We start from the raw sequence: 17726 nt of genomic DNA, 5'->3' as shown, positions 1-17726 counted from the left end.
CCTGTTGCACAACGGGCTCCCGGACCCGCCACGGCAGCGCCCGCGCACCGCTGCCTCGCCCAGGGGCGGGGACGGACCGACGACCGGCTGCCGCCGGTCGCCGCCGGCGAGGGAGCCGACGCGGCCGCCGAGCCGGCTCGCCCCCACCCCGAGGGCGGCACGTGGTACGCAGCCGAGCACGTCGCCGGCATCCTGTCCGCCGGATGTACCGGGGAGGCCGTCGCCGTCCTCGCACCGCACGCGCCGCCCCACCGTCACGACCTGGCCGGCCACCTCATCGACGGCCCCCGTCGCCGCCCAGGCCGTGGCCCCGGTCCGCCTGGTCGTCCTGCTGCTCGCCGCTGCGCCCGTCGGCCGGCGTCGTTCCAGGGGTGTCTCAGCTTGTCCGTTGTGTCCGGTCTGCTGGGACGGTCTCAGGTTGTTGTGGCTGGTGGGAACGTTTTCGCGGTCGTTGTCCCAGTCCGACCGGCGACGGCCGGGCCGCTGTCCGGTGACCCGTCTCACCGAAGTTTGATCTGTCTCAACGAAGTTTGACCGGTAGGGATTTGTCTCATCGAAGTCTGACCGAGCCCAGAGGTAGCGCTCTTCGAGGGTGTTGGGACTCTCGTAGCCGACTCTGTCGTGGCGGGGAAGAATTGCCTGGCCCGGGCAGGCGTGTTGTGGGACGGTTCGGTTTGTTCAGCGGAGAGGTGGAGTGCATGGGTATCGACTACTGCTACGAGATCGTCGTTCCTGCCCGGAACGTCGTCAGGGCACTGACCGAACTCGCTGGGCTGGTGCCGAGGACGCGTCGACTGCCGCAGACCACGGTGGCCCTGCCGGGGGGCGATCAGCTGCTTCTCCCGTTCACCTCGAACTTCAAGACCGAGCCTGTCGACTGCTCGGACGGCAGCACACTGCACCTCGACACCACGCTCATGTTCGACGTCGACGACGATGCGATCCGCGAGTTCTCCGAGACCTATCAGGGGGAACGAGACGAGCACGGCAGGCTGGCGATCGGATACATCTACCTCGCGGTCCAGTTCACGTCCTGGTGGCACCCCGGCTACGTGTCGCTCCGCTTCACCGCGGCCACGACGGGCATGAGCCAGGCGTTCGAGCGGTCCGCCAGCATCCGGAAGGTGTTCACCTCACTGACCGCCGCGAGCGGTGGGATCTGCTGCCTGCTCGACACCGAGAGCGTCACCTGGCAGATCTGCTGGCTGAACGGCGAACCGATGCAAGACGCCGTCCCCGGCCCGCGTTTCGCCAGCCACCAGGATCTGGTGGCGACCTGGCCGGCCCCGGACGGGCTGCGCGCCGGGACTCTCGGTCGGACGGACTGGACGCGGACGGTCTCGGTGTAACCAGCGCCCATGCCACCGCGTGCCGCCGACTTGGCCCAGCAGCCGACGCCGAACACTCAACCCGCCGGCCGAAGCACTCGGTCGAGGAGTCGGTCAAACTCCGTTGAGACTCGTCAAATTAACTTGAGACGGGTCACGGGCCGCCTGGGCGTCCCGCCGGTCGCCGTCCAGGCCGCGCCGCGACTCCCGATGCGACTCCTGATGCCAGTACCCCAGAACGCAACGAACAGCGGCATCCGCGCAGATCAGACCGCCAGTCGGAGCCGCCGGAAATTCTGACAACCCTCCCTGTGCCGTCCTCTGATGTGGGCGCTGTCGGGTGCGGGTGGCCTGCGGCGCTTCCGTGACGTCGTGAGGCCGTGGCGTCGCGACGCCCACGACCTGCTCGGCGGCCGCCCCGCCGCACCCGGCCCCCGATGCCCGTACGGCGGCCGTCAAGGCCCCCAGAGCCCCCCGCCAGCCCTCGGCGCAGGCCTGGTCGTCGCGCTGCTCGTCCGCGGGCCCGTCGCCGCCGTTCTCGGCGCTGCGCCCCACCGCTGTCCGTGCTCGTACGGCCCCGCTTTCGGGTGCGTGTTCGGGTGCGCCCTGGGCTGCTCGTCCGGGTGCGCGTTCGGCGTCCAGCCCCCACCTGGCGGGTCGGCTGTCGGTGCTGGTCAGAGCGCTGCTCGCCGAACTCACCGGGCCGACTTACCTTCCTGGGCCCTGCTGTCTGTGGTGTGGGCGGTTGTGGGTGGGGCGTTGGTCGGTGTGGGTGGGTCGCTGCGCTGTGCTTCTCCTTTTTCGCGTCCGCCTGGTGGCGGCCGCCGTGGTGGTGCTGGGCCCGCCGCCGTCCCGCCGGTCGTGGTCCCGCTCGGTGCCGCCTCGGCGCCGTCCTGGTGGGCGTTGTGCCCGGTGCCGCGTCGTCGGTCTGCCCGCCTGGTTGCGTCGGGGTTGCTGTTCGTCGTGGTGGCTCGCGTGAGGCATGGGGGCGGGGTCCTGGCGTCGTCGGATGCCTCGCGTGGGGCATGGAGTTGGGGCGGTCGACGTCCTGCTCGGTGTCCTGCCCGCTGCCGCCGTCCCGCCGTCCGGGTCCTGTTCGGTGTCCTGCTCACCGAAGCCGGACCGCCGTCCGGGAGCTGTGCGTCCGCTGTCCTGGCCCGCCGGCCTGGCTCCCGGGCCCGGTGCCGCTGCGCCGGGCCGCCGTCCTGGTCCTGCTCGCCGCCGTCCGGGTACCCCGGGTACCAATGCTGTTGCTTTAGCTGTCAGTCACGGCGAGGGCCGGCACGGCTGGTGGTTGTTCACCGACGTGCCGACCGGTGATTGTTCAGCTGTCCGGGCCGCAGACGTCGCCGCCCGGCTGCCGGCGGGAGTACCGGACTATGGTGCCCTCCGAGGTCGTTGGCTCGCTGCCGTCGGAGGGGGTCAGGGTGTAGAAGACCGTGATGGAACCCTCGGGGACGGCGTCCAGGACGCCGTCCCAGGGGATGGTGTAGTCGGCCGAGGTGGTGTCGGCGGTGATGCTCACGATGCCCTGGATCGTCGCGGCCGGGGTCTGCCCGTGGAAGTCGCTGCAGACCGTGACGTCGAAGGTGAGCTCGTCTCCGGCCTTGCATGGGATCTGGTCCACCCTGACGAGGACGCCGTTCCAGGGTTTCTGCCAGCAGGTGATCCCGTGGGGAGGCTCCTCGTAGGGAAATTCCGGGAAGTCAGGCTCGACGGACATGCGGGCTCCTGGTCGTTGAGGGGCTGCGGCGGCAGCTCGGACTCCCGCCTCGCGATCATGGAGCAAACTTCGGTTCGAAGACAGCCAGTTTCGTGCAGCGGGGTCTCCCGTCCCGAGGCAGCGCCGACCGTGGTCGAGACGACTGCAGAGGGCTCCCCGAGTTACCCGAGGTCGCCTGGAGCATCGACCCCGTCTCTCGGTAGCCGAGCGGCAGGCCGGCGAGCACCCACAGGACGTCGGCGGGGTCGGCCGCGACGACGCCGGTCTCGCCTTCGGAGCCAAGGAAGACGGCGTGCTGGTCGGTGAGTGAGAGCTCGGGGCGGGCCAGCCAGAGCGCCCACCTGGTCGTAGGACCGGGAGTCAACGTCTGCTCCGACTGCGTCGAACTGATCATCGTGATCATGAAAGAGGATGGCTACCAGCCCCCGGCCCGCTGACCGCGCGGCGCGGCCCCCGCGGCCCCGCCACACCGCCACCGTCCCTACCACCCGGCCTACCGGGCAGCGCCCCTGACGAAAGGCCGGCCATGACCACCGACCAAGGCCCCGCCCCGCACCACCGACCGCCTGCCCGGTACCGCCCAGCGGCTCGGCGACCGACGCTTCCAGTGCGACGCGACGGCCGTGCACACCACCGCCTCCGGCACGACCGCCTACGCACCCTCGTCGTACGAATCGGCCCCGGTAGCCGTCGACGGCCCGCTCGCTGCCGCTGACACCCCGCCAGGACCCCACGCAACACGACCCGCGGCCCCTGCAGTACCGACACGCACCAGACCACGCGATCGCCCCCACCCCGGCTGCGCCGCACCCCCAGGACCCCGTGAAGGGCCCGCCTCCGGATGGGAGGCGGGCCCTTCACGGGGTCCTGGAGGAATCCGGCCCTCGCCGACGCAACCGATCACGCCATGCCCGCTTGTCCCCGTCTGCACCATGTCCTGACAGAGCAGAGGCCTAAGCCACTCACGCGAACTCGATCGATCCGGCGACAGAGACCGTCCCCTCCGGACAGAACAAGATGATGGTGGTCTTCTCGGAGACACTCAGGCGGGTCCACGGACCGGTGACCGTCTGGTTGACGCCATCGACGTCTTGGCACACGACTGTGTTCCGCGCTCTCACCGCGTTCGGGGACGCCTCGCAGACGGCACTCATCCCGGCGGTTCCCAGATCCACCCGGCAGCTAGCCACAGGCACGATGGCCCAGGCCGCAGGCGACGTGATCATCACTCCGGCCAACCCCATGGCCGCCGTGATGGAAACGGCGACCGTAGTTCTCAGCTTGCGCATGTTCCGTCCTCTCCGCACAGCCCGGCAGATTTACGTCCGGGCGACGTTCCAGGCACCGACCGGCACCCGCAGTGACAGCGGACACGCTGCTCCAGAGCACAAGCAAGAACGCCCCCGGCGAGTCCCCCCGGATGGGCTGACGCACAACAGGCGCTCGGACTACACACAGGACAAAGGGCCAGCCCCGTAGCGTGCTGAAGACCGAGTGCGTGCGCCGCACGACGTTCGCAACCCGCACGGACGCCGACCTGGCGCTGTTCGCCTACATCGACGGCTGGTACAACACCCGGCGCATCCAGAAACGTCTCGGCTGGCTCAGCCCGGACGAGTACGAGGCGAAGTACTACGCCGACCAGGCGGCGGCCGAACCAGTGACCGCCGAACTGCCTACACCAGCCCTGACCAGGTAATCAGCACCTCCCGCCCAGCGGGGGAAGCTCACCGAGCAGCAGACCCCCGAGTGGAAGGCCCGTTACGCGGTCCGCTCCGGCATCGAGGGCACCGTCAACGAGTTCGCCCACGGACACGGCATGCGCCACTGCCGCTACCGAGGCGAGCCCGAGGCACACCTGCAGCACGTCCTCACAGCCATCGCGGTGAACATCGAACGACTCAGCGACCGGCCGGAGACCGAGGAAACCCCCACACCGAGACCACCGACCGCCTTCCAGACCTACCTGGACCAGCACGGAATCCCGCGGTCGAAGTCCTGGCGAACCCTCGGAACCTGACCCCAACCACCAAGATCACCGACAGAGTCAAGCTTAGCCGGGGTCGCGTACATCAGCTGGTTGTCTCTCCTCTTGTCCTTTGCCGGTCACTTGTTGACGCGCCTGCGGGCGCGGCGGCCGAATGTGGTGATGAGCCACAGTAGAACCAGGCCGCCGCCGGCGTAGATCCAGGGGAAGCCGCTGTCACGGTCGGTAGTCTTCTCAGGCGCTGCGCCTGGGAGCGGGTCGTGGTGGTCGACCGGGTAGGCGGCGCCGCCCAGCCACATTGCGCCCTGTCGGTCGGATGCTGGGCGTTGGGTCGAGGCGGCCACCGCGTCGGTTATGCCCTGGTGCTGGGCGGCGAATGAGGCCGGGGCCATCGGTACAAGGTCGACCTGGCTAAAGTCGACGCCGCCGTAGCTGTAGGTCACGTCGTAGAGGGAGCTTCCGACCTGTTCGGTGTGGTGGACGTCGAACTCCTTCTTGTTGTACGACTTCACATACGCATCGAAGACCTGCCGTGATGACCACGATTCGCGGGCTGGCCACGGGCTCACGTCGCCGTTGTCGATCAGCTTGGCCAGGCTGCCGTTGGTGTGCTTCTCGCGGTACCACTCTGCGGCGACTCGACTGAGGTAGACGCGGCGCAGGTCGGCGAAGTCGGCGCCTTTGTTGACGTCCTCTTCGACTTTGGGTAGCACCTTGGAGCGGAAGGTCGACACCATCCGGTCGTCCGACGTGGCGCAGTCCGAGTCGCCGCTCTGTGATTTGAGGTAGTCGGCCTCCATCTTCACCTCAAGTGGGGCGTCGACGATGTACAGGCCGCCGTTTTCCTCGTAGACCGTGGCTGGCTTGGGGACGATCCACTGGCGCATGGAGATGCATGACTGCTTGCCGGGGGTGAACTGGCCCCAGAACTCTTTACCCAGCTCGGTATCGGGGTGGATGAGCTTGCCCACGGTGGTCTTCATCCGGAAGTCGGCCTGGAGCAGGATCCGGCCGACGTCGGTGGAGCCGAGCTTCGGATCGACGATGCGGTCGGGCTCGGTCGGGTTGAGGTTCACCCAGAACGTCGACTCGGGCAGGCTGAGCCAGACGAAGAACGCGTCTGAACTCTGGTTAACCGATGTCTTACCCTCTGCGGCCTTGTGGTCAGGACTGGTCGTTGAGGCGGCGGCGAACGAGTACTGCAACCGGCCGTCGGCGCCCTCGTTGAGATACCGCAGCTGGAGCGTGGAGAAGTCGATGCCACCTGGGTCAGCGCCGTTCAGCGCGGCTACCGCGGCGCCCGGCGCGGGCGAATTGCCGGGCTTGTTGAACGGATCGGCCTTCACCAGGGCCGATGCCTGGCCGGTCACCTTCTTGCCGCTGTTCACGAACTCCTCGGCCAGGCGCATGCGTTCCTCGCGGATCACCTTCAGCCGCTCGCTGCTGGATACCGCGGGGCCGGACGTCGAAGAGGCCGGATCGTCGATGGCGTGTACGACCTTGACCACGTTGGGGAAAATCCTACGGGTGTCGAGCATCGTGTAGCAGCCCTTTTCGCTGTAGTTGCAGGGCGGTTGCTCGGTGGAGACTTGAGACGTCCGGTTGATGAGATCTTTACGCTCGGTGGGACGGCTTTTCAGCTGGCCTGCGGCGTACGCCTTTTCGGCCAGCTGATTGAAGTAGAACGCGACCAGTCCGTCGAGCGGTTCGGAGTGCATCATGCCTTCCTTCAGCCTCTCCTGGACCCTTTCAGCGGGCGCGTCCGACAGATCCCAGGTCAGGCTGGAAGCCGCCTTCGTTCCGGCCTCGGTCGGCGCCCGCCAGTCGACGGTCGCGTCGTTCTCGTCGCGGAGCGCCTCCAGGTCCCAGTTGACGAGCTGGAACGTCGTTGCGTGCGGATCGAAGAGCAGGAGTTGGATGAGAGCCGTGTTGGTATGGGCGACCCAGCCGTTGGCGCGGGTGGCTGGCGCGGCCCCGTCGATGCTTGCGGTCGTGATGGACAGGACCTTCCCGGGAACCACGTCCGGTATGAAGATCGTGCCGACGTTGCGGTCGTAGCTGATTTCGTACGGCACCTTCGAATGCAGCGAGCGGTAGATCAGATTCGGGATCATGAGAATCCAGTCCGAGTCTGCCTCAGTGACTCTGCGGAAGACCGGCCCCTGGTCATCCGCGAGCGCGGGCGCTGGAACCGCCAGCAGCGTTGCCAGCAGGGCGGCCAGTATCGCCAGGACACGCTGCACGAGGGTCGTCCGCTGGCCTCGGACGGCGACGATGATCACAGCTCGATCCCTTCGCGGAGGCCCCCGAGCAGACCAGGCCAGTAGGCGCCAGCCTTGACGGCAGCCGGATCGCGATCGGCTAAGACCCGCTCGAACTGTGCGCAGGCCGAGAGCAGATACTCGGCTGTCCTCGTGGCCGCTGGCGGCGCCCAGAGGTCGCGGCGCCAGATACCCAGGGCGACCAGGAACTGCGGCAGGCTTGAGCCAACGAAGAGCAGGCGTGGACTGCGGCCCCCCACGAAGGTGCCGACCTGACCGTCGATGGGATCCGCCACGAACGGTAACCCGCCGGTCGTGGCGAGAAGCAGGTAGCCGCGATCAAGGTGCTCGATCAAGTGCGACATCCGCTTGTCATGGACGAACGCGATACCCTTCACCTCGGTTGTGGGTAGTCCCACGACCGTCAGGAACTCCGCGACGTTCGGCGCCGCATCGCGAGGAATCCACTCGGCTGGAATTGCCTTGAGTTGATCGTCCCACAAGGCATTGATTTCACTGTTCAGTTCGCGATCGGCGTGCTCTGCCATGTTTGCCTCTGCCTCGGCTCATCGTGTGTGCCTGTAGGCCCATCGTGGCGGCTCCAGCGACGGCGCGGGGACGGTTTGCGGAACTGGGAGCGTCCGGCAAGGCCGGTCGCCGAGCTCTGGCCGGACGGTGTTGGTGGCTGTGCCTTTCATGAGCCGCGCCCCGCGGACCCGTGTCGCTGGGACTGGCACGGCGGGCGCCCCCGCTGCCCCCCGCAGTGAGGGGACCGGTTCGCGCCCAGGCCCCCGAGCGCGCAGTGGACCGGGTCTCCAGTGCCAGGGAACGGCCGCCAGAGCCGGGCCGGTCGGTCGCATCGGCGCTCTACGAAGCGGGGCCTTCTGCGGCGTTCGCCCCGGGATTGTCGTCGATGTAGTGGAGTCGGCTGCGGGCGATGACGCGGTCCTCGCCGGATAGCGTGGCCCAGTACCCGTCGGCCCACACCGCGTGCGAGGCCTGCCGCTCGGCCTCCTCCAACCGCGCGGACTCGGCCAGCTGCTCCTCACCCACCCCGCGCCGCGCGGCCTCCAGGTCACCGCCCCAGGACGGCAGCGTGGCCAGGAACGCCTGGCGCTCGGCCTGTACGGCCACCAGCGCGCGCTGCGCCGCGATCAGGTCGTCGGTGTACTCGAAGGTCTTCTGCTCTTTGTCCACGGCTGGGAGTCGTACGTGTGGCCGGATCCGGGCCCGGCCGCGCCCCGCCGGTGCCGACGTCACCCTGGGCCGCGAGATCCGGTTCTGCGCGGGCGCAACGAAGTGATCAACCTTGTGGTGACAACCAGGCCTATAACTCGGCCCACCCGCCCGCCCGCTGCTGCTGAGCGGGTGCCAGACCGGTGCGGACGGGCCGCGCTGGACCAGGCCCTCGATCCGGGCGGCGCCGGCCGGGACCGCGGCCAGCATCTCGGCGACGGCCGGGTTCTCCTCGGCGGCGAGCCGCAGGTCCGCCACCGTGCCGCGTACCCCGGAGGCCGCCGTGCCGACCAGGACCACCAGCAGCCGCGGGAAGGAGCGCCAGCGCCGCTCCCACGCCCGACCCCGGCCGGCCCCGGACCCGACCGCTCCCACAGGGCGGCGCAGGCCGCCAGCTGCGCCGCGGTCTCCTCGGCACCGACACCGGGGCGGTGCCGTTCGACGAACGCCCGCAGCCGGTGCCGCTCCTCGCCGGTCCCTGCGGTGTAGGCGAGCTCGGCGGCGGGCTGGCACACACTGCCGCCCTCGATCGGCAGCTCCGGGTGGGGGAGGAGGTCGAGCGGGGCCGCAGGCCTCGCCGCGGGTGCGGGCGTCGGCGACGAAGGCGGCGTGGATCCGGCCGACGTCTTCAGGCCCTCGCCCGGCGCGCGGGTGCCGCGGCCGCCTTCCTGGCCGGGGCGAGCCGCCGCGACCGGGTCGGTCCCCTGGCGCCCCGGCCCAACGGGCCGCCGGGGAGGGCGTGTTCGCCGCCGGGGCGAGCCGGTATGATCGCGGCTCTACCACAGGGGGCTGGATGGGGATCTTCGGATGGCGCCGGAAGAAGCGGCCGGGCGTACCGTCGGAGACAGCGCAGGTAACGCGTTCGCTGTCCCCGCCGCCCGCGGCACGGCGGCGCGAGGGAGAGGTGATCTCCTCCTCGGGTGACAAGGAGCGGGCCACGGAGATACTGGTCGCCGCCAGGGCGCGGTTGGACGAGGTGCTGAGGGCCTACGGCGGCAAGGTCTTCGAGGTCCACGGCTCACTGACCGCTCCCGGGATGACGCACTGGGACGGCGGCGAGCGCCTGTACGAAGAACTGGTCTGGGAGCTCAAGGGCGACTTCGACCACGATCCGTACTGGGTGGAACAACGGACCACGCTCGGGTACCGCTGGGACTGCGCGGACGAGTGGGGCTACCGCAGAAAGCACCTCAACTTGACCGTCGGCGCGGACGGCCTCGTGGAACTGATGGGCAGGGGCGCGTCGTTCCCGCTGACCGCCGAGGGCGTAGCGAGCTACCTCGGACCGCCTCCGCCCTCCGGCTGACCTCGGGACACCGGCCCCGGCACTCCACCCTTGGGACGCCATCAGCCCCTGCCCTCCGGGCGGTCGGAGGGCAGGGGCCAATCGGAGCGGGCCTAGCGGGTCGACTACCCGGGAGTGACGGTGGGGCTGGCGGCGATGCCGCCGCAATGCAGACGGCACCCGAAGCGTCCGGGCCCAGGACTGAGAGACACCTCGGCCTACCGTTTCGGGGCGGCCCACTCCCGTTGCAGCCAGTGGCCCACGCGGGAAACCCCTCCACCCTGCCGCGGGAGCAGCCGCCGGGCGCTCCTCAGCTCACGCCCGTCGTGAGCTCGTCGAACCCGTCGCCGGCCCAGGGCCCCGTCGTCGAAGACGGCCAGGACGTCCAGGCGGGTGGTGTCGATCTGCACCTGCTCGCCCGGGCGCAGCGCGACGGTCGGGGTGAACGCCCGCCCTTCCCGCGGCCCGGGGACGCCGTCTCCGCGCCCGGCAGGCCCTCGCGCGGGTCGGTGAGCGCAGCCACCAGCCGGTAGAAGGTGGCCTGTGAGCACATCGCGACCGCGTCCCCGTGCCGCTCCGTGAGGATCCGGGCGGCCACGGGGAACAGCGCCTTCACGGTCCCCTTGGAGCGCCCCCGCCGGCGTCGGATCGCCTCCTTCACCGCGGCCACCACCCGCTCGTCCGTGCGCCCGGCGGGGCTGGGCCCGCGGGTCGAACGGTGGTCGACCAGCCCCCACAGTCCCTGCTTGCGGTAGTCCAGCCGCATCTTCTGCACCGTGGAACGCGAGATCCGTCCGAAGCCGAGCGCGGTGAGCTCCTCTGCCTTGGCCCGCTCCCGCTGCGCCAGCGTGTACCGCTTCGGGTCGTAGCGCGCGTTGGCCACATAGCCCGCGCCCGCCCCGTCGGGGTGGCCGGTCTCCACCTCGCGGATGTGCCGGTGCCACGCCAGCGCCCGTTCCCTGGCCGCTGTCGGCGCGGTCTCGAACAGGCCCCACTGCGGCGCCGCCTGAGCCTTCTCACCCGGCTCGGGGCCGAGGAGAGCGAACGTGGCGTCCGCGAACAGGTGCCCGGCCAGCACCACTTCCTCCCGGCCCTCGGCAACCAGGTGGACCCGCTGGCCGGCCAGGGCGACCACCTGCCACCGCAATCCCCGGAAGCGGACCTGCCCGCCGACCGCCAGTACTGGCCGCCCACCACGCCGCCGCGACGCCGCGCTCACAGCCCGCCCCCGCCGAAACCGCCCGCCACGTGAACAACGCCGGTGCGGCGAGCCCCCCGGCGCCGACCCTGAGCCGGTCGGACGAGTCCTGGCAGGCGGACCTGGGGATGAACCTCCTGAGTGCCGTGCGCCTGGACCGGGCCCTGGTGCCGGGCATGGTCGAGCGGGGCTCCGGTGTTGTCGTGCACGTCTCCTCGATCGCCAGCCAGCTGCCCCAGCGCACGGAAGCCTCCTACGCCGCGGCCAAGGCCGCGCTGAACGCCTACAGCCGCGAACTGGCCACCGAGGTCGGCGAACGCGGGGTACGCGTGGTCTGTGTGCTTCCCGGCTTCGTCGTCACCGACGGCGCCACCGCCCATCTGCGGCACATGGCCGAGGAGCAGGGCGTGACCACGGACGAGATCACCCGCCGGATCGTGGGCCACCTAAATGTCCCCGTGGGCCGCCCCGGAGACCCCGAGGACGTCGCCGAGATGATCGCATTTCTAGCCTCCAGCCGCGCGAAGTGGCTCACCGGAGCACAGTTCCGCGTCGACGGCGGCATCCTCCCCACCGTCTGAACACCGGCCAGCACCAAGAACAGGAACACCGCCATGCCCCTCACCCTGGCCTCCGTGACCATCGACGCCGCCGACATCGAGACGGAAGGCACCTTCTGGCACCGCCTTCTCGGCGGTTCCACCACCACCCCCACCCACCACTTCATCCAGGCACCCGGCCTGCCCGTGATCGTCATCCAGTCCGCCCCCGGCCACACCGCCCCGGGCTGGCCGGACGGCGCCGCCCAGCAGATGCACCTCGACTTCGCCGTCGAAGACCTCGCGACCGCCGACCGCGCCGCCACCGACGCCGGCGCCACCCGCCTGCGCCCCACGGAGGAGCCCAGCTCGGACACCAGCACCGGCAGCCGCGTGTACGCCAGCCCCGCCGGACATCCCTTCTGCCTCCGCGCGGCCTGAGACTGCCATCGCTCATCGTGGGTGCCCGTCGTCAAACGATCGAACGACGACAGGTGCGGCGGGCATCCAATCAACCCGGTGATTCCGGGGCCTGACGGCGGCTCCGATCCAATGGGATCCGATGAGGGCTAACGACAGGGGAAGATGACAGCCGAGGTCCGATGCGGCGGCAGGAGCGGGAAACAGCGTGGCCAATCTCGTTCTACAAGCGGGTGTCGACCGACCAGGAGTCGAGCGCCCGCCAGGATCTCGTCCTGGCCGAGGCCAGTATCGAGGACCCGATCGCCTTCGACGAGGACCCGGCTACCTCCATCCGCCTCCACCCGCTCCAGCGCCCGAAGTTCGGCGGACTGCTCACCTACGCGCGCCCGGGCGACACCGTGCACATCTCCGATCGTCCTCGGTCGACGACGCGCTCACGCTCTCCGACGTGCTGATGTCCACGAAGCTGCCGGCGCGGGCGCAGCGGGCGGATATGAAGGAGAAGCTGCGGACCTGGCCGAAGCTGCGCAAGGCCGCGGCGAAGGTCGGGGCCGCGGTCGAGGTGCTGCTGGAAACCCCGGCCGAGGGCGTGGCTGGCCCGGTCGGCGTGGCGGAGGCGTGGGCGCTGATCGAGGCGGTGGTGACCCGTCAGGAGCTGATCGTGGCGTTGGCGGATCTCGCCGAGGTCCTCCCGCCGCCAGCCGACGGGGACGCCGACGCGCAGTGGCGGGCGCAGCTGGTGGAACGCTATGCGACGGTGCGCCCGTTCATTGCGCTGCTCGGGGACGTGGTGCCGTGGGACGCGACCGAGGCTGGTGCCCCTGGTGGTCGCAGTGCTCGAAGCCCTGCCGGTGTTGGTGGCGCGGCGCAAGCCGGCCCCGGTGCACATCGACGAGCGGTTGCCGAGCGACGGGACGTGGAAGCGGCTGGTGCTGGGCAACCCGGAGCTGGCGCCGGCCGGGCTGATCGACAAGGCGGCGTGGACGTTCTGCGTGCTCGACGCGCCGCACGGTGCCCTGGAGCGGCGCGACGTGTTCGCCGTGGGCGCGGACACGTGGGGTGATCCGCGCGCGAGGCCGCTGGCCGGGCCGGAGTGGAGCGCGGCCCGGGAGAAGGTCACGGCCGGGCTCGACCTGACCGGGAGCGCTGGGTGGCATCTCGGGGAGCTGCGGCTGCTGCTGGACGAGACCTACCAGCGCGTGGCGGGGTCTCACACGATCACGCAGAGCCCTGATGCAGCCGAAACGGAGCTCTGACGCTGTCGCAGTTCCTCCCGATAGCTTCTTGACGGTTTCCCGACAGCGTCAAGCTCCGGCGTCGTCGCGGCGGCGCCGTACCGTCGTGGCCGAGCGGGAGGGCTGGGCCCGTATGTGGTCGCGGACCCGCGCCATGATCTCGGCCAGCTGCGGCAGGTCGCCGCCGGTCAGCGAATCGAAGAGCAGGCGGCGGGCCAGTTCCACGTACGGGGGCAGGACCTGGTCCAGCAGCGCGCGGCCGGCGTCGGTGAGGGTGACGGCGGTCGCGCGGTCGTCGTCCGGGTCCGGGCCGCGGGTGATCAGCCCGGCCTTCTCCAGCAGCCCGACCTGGTACGTGATCCCGCTGCGGCTGTAGACCACGCCGTCCGCCATCTGGGTCATGGTCTGCGTCCCGCCCGCGTCGCGCAGCCGGACCAGGAGCTGGAACTGTACGAAACTGACGCCGGCGATCTCCCGCAACCGCTGCTCTAGCCGGTACTGGAGCAGGTTGACCGACTCCGTGAGCGCGATCAGCGTCTTCAGCTCGGCCGGGTTCAGCGGCTCGTCGCCACCGGGCCGGGCTTCGGGGTCGGGACGGCTCTCGGTCATCCGCCCAGCATAGTGCTCCTAATTCAAAGCATCTCTATGACGTAGGTCACTTCCGCATCCCCATTTCCTTAGAATTCGAAGCAAGCTACGGTGGGACTTGCTTCAAGTTCTAAGGAAATCTCGGAACTTCCAGCACCCTGAGCCCTCTGACCGGGAGAACGGCCATGTCCACGCCATTCCACGTCCAGTCCACCGCCGAAACTCTCCGCGACGGCTTCCCCTACTTCCCGCACCACGAGTCGGTATCGGCGCTGTGGGAGCAGAAGTGGCGGGGGCCGTGCGCCGCCGAGGTCTACCCGTTCGAAGACGGGCGGCTGGTGGACTTCGAGCCGATCTTCGCCGAACTGATCGCGGTCTCCGGCGACGACCCGGCCTTCCTCTCCCGCCAGGACGACTTCGCCCGGCCGTTCCTGCCGGTCGGCGACCGCCTCGCCGACGAGGCGCGGGCAGCGGCGGAGCGGGGCGAGACCGACCGGGCGCGGGAGTTGTTCCTGCGCGCGGCGGCCGTCTACCGGACCGCGCGCTTCCCCGTGGTCCGCTCGCCGCTGGGCCAGGAGGCGTGGGAGAAGGGCAAGGCCGCCTACGAGCAGGGCGGCAGATTGACGGAATCGCCGGTCGTGCCCATCGCCATCCCGTTCAAGCACGCCGACTTCGCCGCCGGCGACGACGACACCGACATCCCCGTCTACCTGTGGGTACCCCACGGCCCGAGGCCCGAGGCCGGATGGCCCGTGGTGCTGTTCATCTGCGGTCTGGACGGCTACCGGACCGACCAGACGCCGCGCGTCCAGGCACTCGTCGACCACGGCTACGCGACGCTGGCCTTCGAGATCCCCGGCACCGGGGACTGCCCCGCGGCGCCGAGCGACCCCGCCTCCGCCGACCGCCTGATGAGCAGCATCCTCGACTGGGTCGCCGACAGCGCCCCCGAGTCCGGCTTCGACCCCGCCACGATCCTCGCCTGGGGGGTCAGCACCGGCGGATACTACGCGCAGCGCGTCGCACACACCCACGCCGACCGGCTGTCCGCGGCGGTGGCACAGGGCGGCGGGGGCCACCGCATGTTCGACGCCGAATGGATCGGCGCGCAGAACCAGATGGAGTACCCCTTCGATCTGGCCGAGGCGCTGGCCCACAAGTTCGGCTATCGCAACGCCGACCCGGCGGCGGCGGTGGCCGCCTACACTGCCGACGCCCACCGGTTCAGCCTCGTCGACTCCGGCGTGCTGGACTCGCCGGCCTGCCGGCTGCTGGTCATCAACGGGACGGAGGACTCGATCTTCCCGATCGAGGACACCCTCCTCGCCGCTACCCGCGGCGACGCCACGCATACGGACCTGGTCGTGCGAGGCAGGCTCGCGCACATGGGAGAACCCGGCGCCGGGCCGATCGCCTTCGCGTGGCTCGATCAGGCGCTGGCGTCCCGGTCCTGAGACGACGGCAGCCACGCTCCCCACGCGGTGATCGCCCTGACGGGGCACGCACGATCTGACACCACTTAGCTTGATATTCAAGGTCATCAAGCCAAGCAGGTGGCCGGGCCGGTCCGAAGACCAGCCGGCCACCGTCATACCCACGGCAGCGCACGGCCCGCACCGCCGCACCCGCACCGCTCGGGTCAGACAGCGCCCTGGTCATACCTGGTTTCCGACAACTTCTGGACAAGGATCGGAACATGACCCTCATCGCCATCGAAGAGCACTGGCTCATCCCCGATCTGACCGCCGCCCTCAAAGCGATGCCGCGCCCGGACGAAAGTCTCGTCCTCAACGAGATGGGCGATAACCTTCAGCGCCTGGAAGACCTGGGCGCCGGGCGGATCGCCGCCATGGACGCCCAGGGGATCGACGTGTCGGTTCTCGCTCTGACGCCTCCCGGTACCCAGTCGTTGCCCCCGGAGCAGGCCGTGCGGCTCAGCCGTGCTGCGAACGACCTTGCCGCCGCGGCTGTGGCCGGCCACCCGAGGCGGTTCCGCGCGCTGTCGACGTTGCCCCTGTCCTCACCGGAGCACGTCGCCGCCGAGCTCGCCCGGGCCGCGGGAGCCGGGCATGTCGGCACCATGGTCTACGGCCGCTCCGGCAACCGCTTCCTGGACGACCCGGCGTACGAGGACTTCTTCGCCGCCGCAGCGGAGCTGGGACAGCCGGTGTTCATCCACCCGCAGATCCCCTCCGACGCACTGCGTGACGCCTCCTACCGCGGCTTCGACGCTATAACCGATCTGGCGCTGGCCACGTTCGGCTGGGGCTGGCACATGGACGCCGGCACCGCAGCGCTGCGCCTGATCCTGCGCGGCACGTTCGACCGGCACCCGAAGCTTCAGGTGGTGCTCGGGCACTGGGGCGAGATGCTGCTGTTCTGGCTGGACCGGACCAACAGCCTGTCTCGCATCGCAGGCCTCCAGCGTTCGGTGTCGGACTACATCCGGTCGAACTTCTACATCACCGCCTCCGGCATGCTGAACCCGGCGCTGTTGCGGCACGCCCTGACGGTCACCACTGTCGACCGGCTGATCTTCTCGACTGACTACCCGTTCCAGCACCCGACCCACGACGACATCACCGCCTTCGTCGGACACTTCACCTCGGAGGAGGACCGGCGGAAGTTCAGCTGCGGCAACGCCGCGGCGCTTTACCGCATCGAGCTCTGATCAACCTCAGGCAAGGTCCGCAGCAGGCAAAGACCGTGACAACCTGAAGTGCCCCATGACGTTGGTAACTGAGAGCCGGATGCTGTCGGGGATCTTGGGCAGCTGCGGGACGACCGGGACGATCAGCCACCCTCGCCCGAACGGACCCGATCGTGGTTGGTGTTTCTGAGGGATTTCTGGCGTTACACATTCGGGCTGTTGATGCATTTCTTGTGGCGGCCCAAAGGGGGCGAGTGCGGTGCATCGCCGCGGCCCCCGGCGGGCCGTTGTTCACTCCGCCCTTCCCGACCACCGGCCTGCCTTTCGTGACCCGTTTCGCCGAGTCCTGCAAACTGCGCCCGCCCCAGCCACCACGCGCAGGTCCCACACGACACAAGACGCAGCAACAGACCGTCTGGCCCCTGAGCACCGCTCACTACTACTATCCCTGGGCCGTCACCGAAGACATGCGAGGCTGTCCGCCCCTACCCCCGTCACACCGCGGGCGCACACTGCAGACCGGGCGACTATGGAACGGCCTTACCTTCGCCGAGGCCGCCCAGGGACGACGCCGATGACGGATTTCCGTGAGGGGCCGAAATCTGAGAGGACCGGATTCTGTAACGTCACTTCGCTTTATACGGAGGGAGCTGACGGCCTGACAAGTAACGAATGGAAAACTCATGACGTTACACAACTGACCGTGACACATCCGGGGCGGTGAAGTATTCCATGGTTGCTTCCGAATGAGGGGACAGAACATGGTGAGATCATCCGATGATGTGATTCTCATGCTGCATCGATGGCGTCATCAAGGCTGCACGGGGTCGCCGATCAAGGCCATGGGTCTAGACCACCTTGGCCGGGTGGCTGGCCACCTTGCCCCCTACGGGAGGGGTTGTACCGTTGGCCAATCTGGTAACAGAATGCAATGGCAGGTGAGTGGCCGGCCGGTTCGCCCGCAGCCACCAGGGGAAAGTCGAAGGCGAACCCCAGCCCCCTTCTCCCCAGATAGCTAGGCGCACGGAGTGCGCCAAAAACTCCAACTCACCATTAGAATTACCAAGTTAGACCAGCCCGAGACAGGGCCATAGAGCCCGGCGCGGACGCGCCGGCACCCCAAAGGAGGGGCACTGGACCGCCGACCGGAGCCACCCCCGACCAGCGGCGCGACGCGCCGCAACATCACTCTGTGCTACTGCGCCCCGGAGGGGCGCCACAACGCTCCGTCACGTAGTGACGGCGCGTCATGTCTGCGGAGCAGACGGCGCGC

The 17726-nt window shown here is 69.5% G+C and carries 16 protein-coding genes and 2 pseudogenes; 11 read left to right on the top strand and 7 right to left on the bottom strand.

What is annotated here, in order from left to right; all coding sequences use genetic code 11:
• The first annotated feature begins 698 nt into the window (after positions 1 to 698).
• Entirely contained in the window at positions 699 to 1349 is a 651-nt protein-coding gene (locus ACIP4P_RS22940) for a hypothetical protein (protein ID WP_400921127.1), read from the top strand.
• 1303 nt (positions 1350 to 2652) lie between these two features.
• On the opposite strand, the gene ACIP4P_RS22935 is transcribed toward ACIP4P_RS22940, so the two are convergent.
• Positions 2653 to 3051, bottom strand: a complete 399-nt coding sequence (locus ACIP4P_RS22935) for a hypothetical protein (protein WP_400921125.1) — start codon at positions 3049 to 3051, stop codon at positions 2653 to 2655.
• Positions 3052 to 3353: 302 nt separating this feature from the next.
• On the opposite strand from ACIP4P_RS22935, the gene ACIP4P_RS22930 reads away from it, so the two are divergent.
• On the top strand, positions 3354 to 3488 hold the full coding sequence (locus ACIP4P_RS22930; protein ID WP_400921123.1) for a hypothetical protein: 135 nt from the start codon (positions 3354 to 3356) through the stop codon (positions 3486 to 3488).
• Between the two features lie 525 nt (positions 3489 to 4013).
• On the opposite strand, the gene ACIP4P_RS22925 is transcribed toward ACIP4P_RS22930, so the two are convergent.
• Complete coding sequence (locus ACIP4P_RS22925) at positions 4014 to 4340, bottom strand: hypothetical protein (RefSeq protein WP_400921121.1); 327 nt, start codon at positions 4338 to 4340, stop codon at positions 4014 to 4016.
• A gap of 191 nt (positions 4341 to 4531) precedes the next feature.
• Between ACIP4P_RS22925 and ACIP4P_RS22920 the strand changes: the two genes are divergently transcribed.
• Both ACIP4P_RS22920 and ACIP4P_RS22915 read left to right on the top strand, forming a co-directional pair.
• Positions 4532 to 4750 (top strand): IS3 family transposase, encoded by a 219-nt coding sequence (locus tag ACIP4P_RS22920; protein WP_400921119.1) that lies wholly within the window; start codon positions 4532 to 4534, stop codon positions 4748 to 4750.
• A gap of 42 nt (positions 4751 to 4792) precedes the next feature.
• Positions 4793 to 5071: pseudogene (locus ACIP4P_RS22915) on the top strand (transposase); the annotation flags it as partial.
• A gap of 86 nt (positions 5072 to 5157) precedes the next feature.
• Here ACIP4P_RS22915 and ACIP4P_RS22910 read toward each other — a convergent pair.
• The 3 genes from ACIP4P_RS22910 to ACIP4P_RS22900 form a co-directional block, all read right to left on the bottom strand.
• Entirely contained in the window at positions 5158 to 7320 is a 2163-nt protein-coding gene (locus tag ACIP4P_RS22910) for a hypothetical protein (protein WP_400921117.1), read from the bottom strand.
• Entirely contained in the window at positions 7317 to 7847 is a 531-nt protein-coding gene (locus tag ACIP4P_RS22905; RefSeq protein WP_400921115.1) for an SUKH-4 family immunity protein, read from the bottom strand. Before ACIP4P_RS22905 ends, ACIP4P_RS22910 begins: the two co-directional genes overlap by 4 nt.
• A 319-nt stretch (positions 7848 to 8166) precedes the next feature.
• A complete protein-coding gene (locus tag ACIP4P_RS22900; protein ID WP_400921113.1) occupies positions 8167 to 8910 on the bottom strand; it encodes a hypothetical protein in 744 nt (247 codons plus the stop codon).
• 529 nt (positions 8911 to 9439) lie between these two features.
• On the opposite strand from ACIP4P_RS22900, the gene ACIP4P_RS22895 reads away from it, so the two are divergent.
• Positions 9440 to 9841 (top strand): hypothetical protein, encoded by a 402-nt coding sequence (locus tag ACIP4P_RS22895; RefSeq protein WP_400921111.1) that lies wholly within the window; start codon positions 9440 to 9442, stop codon positions 9839 to 9841.
• Between the two features lie 289 nt (positions 9842 to 10130).
• Here the strand turns inward: ACIP4P_RS22895 and ACIP4P_RS22890 are convergent, their stop codons facing one another.
• A complete protein-coding gene (locus ACIP4P_RS22890) occupies positions 10131 to 10955 on the bottom strand; it encodes a hypothetical protein (protein WP_400921109.1) in 825 nt (274 codons plus the stop codon).
• 113 nt (positions 10956 to 11068) lie between these two features.
• Here ACIP4P_RS22890 and ACIP4P_RS22885 point away from each other — a divergent pair.
• From ACIP4P_RS22885 to ACIP4P_RS22870, 4 genes and pseudogenes are all read left to right on the top strand, one after another.
• Positions 11069 to 11599, top strand: a pseudogene (locus ACIP4P_RS22885) (SDR family oxidoreductase); the annotation flags it as partial.
• Between the two features lie 33 nt (positions 11600 to 11632).
• The gene (locus ACIP4P_RS22880; RefSeq protein WP_400921107.1) at positions 11633 to 11998 is read left to right on the top strand and encodes a VOC family protein; all 366 of its coding nucleotides are present in this window, start codon (positions 11633 to 11635) and stop codon (positions 11996 to 11998) included.
• 212 nt (positions 11999 to 12210) lie between these two features.
• Positions 12211 to 12435, top strand: a complete 225-nt coding sequence (locus ACIP4P_RS22875; protein ID WP_400921105.1) for a hypothetical protein — start codon at positions 12211 to 12213, stop codon at positions 12433 to 12435.
• Between the two features lie 378 nt (positions 12436 to 12813).
• A complete protein-coding gene (locus tag ACIP4P_RS22870; protein ID WP_400921103.1) occupies positions 12814 to 13236 on the top strand; it encodes a hypothetical protein in 423 nt (140 codons plus the stop codon).
• Between the two features lie 48 nt (positions 13237 to 13284).
• On the opposite strand, the gene ACIP4P_RS22865 is transcribed toward ACIP4P_RS22870, so the two are convergent.
• Positions 13285 to 13824 (bottom strand): MarR family winged helix-turn-helix transcriptional regulator, encoded by a 540-nt coding sequence (locus ACIP4P_RS22865; protein ID WP_400921101.1) that lies wholly within the window; start codon positions 13822 to 13824, stop codon positions 13285 to 13287.
• Between the two features lie 164 nt (positions 13825 to 13988).
• Here ACIP4P_RS22865 and ACIP4P_RS22860 point away from each other — a divergent pair, with 164 nt between their 5' ends.
• Positions 13989 to 15257 (top strand): alpha/beta hydrolase family protein, encoded by a 1269-nt coding sequence (locus ACIP4P_RS22860; RefSeq protein WP_400921099.1) that lies wholly within the window; start codon positions 13989 to 13991, stop codon positions 15255 to 15257.
• Between the two features lie 242 nt (positions 15258 to 15499).
• Positions 15500 to 16474, top strand: a complete 975-nt coding sequence (locus tag ACIP4P_RS22855; protein ID WP_400921097.1) for an amidohydrolase family protein — start codon at positions 15500 to 15502, stop codon at positions 16472 to 16474.
• The last annotated feature ends 1252 nt before the right edge of the window (positions 16475 to 17726 follow it).

This window comes from Kitasatospora sp. NPDC089509, from assembly GCF_044749365.1.
GTDB lineage: Bacteria > Actinomycetota > Actinomycetes > Streptomycetales > Streptomycetaceae > Kitasatospora.
Note: the sequence above shows the minus strand (reverse complement) of the source record. Positions and strands in the feature narration are given on the sequence as shown.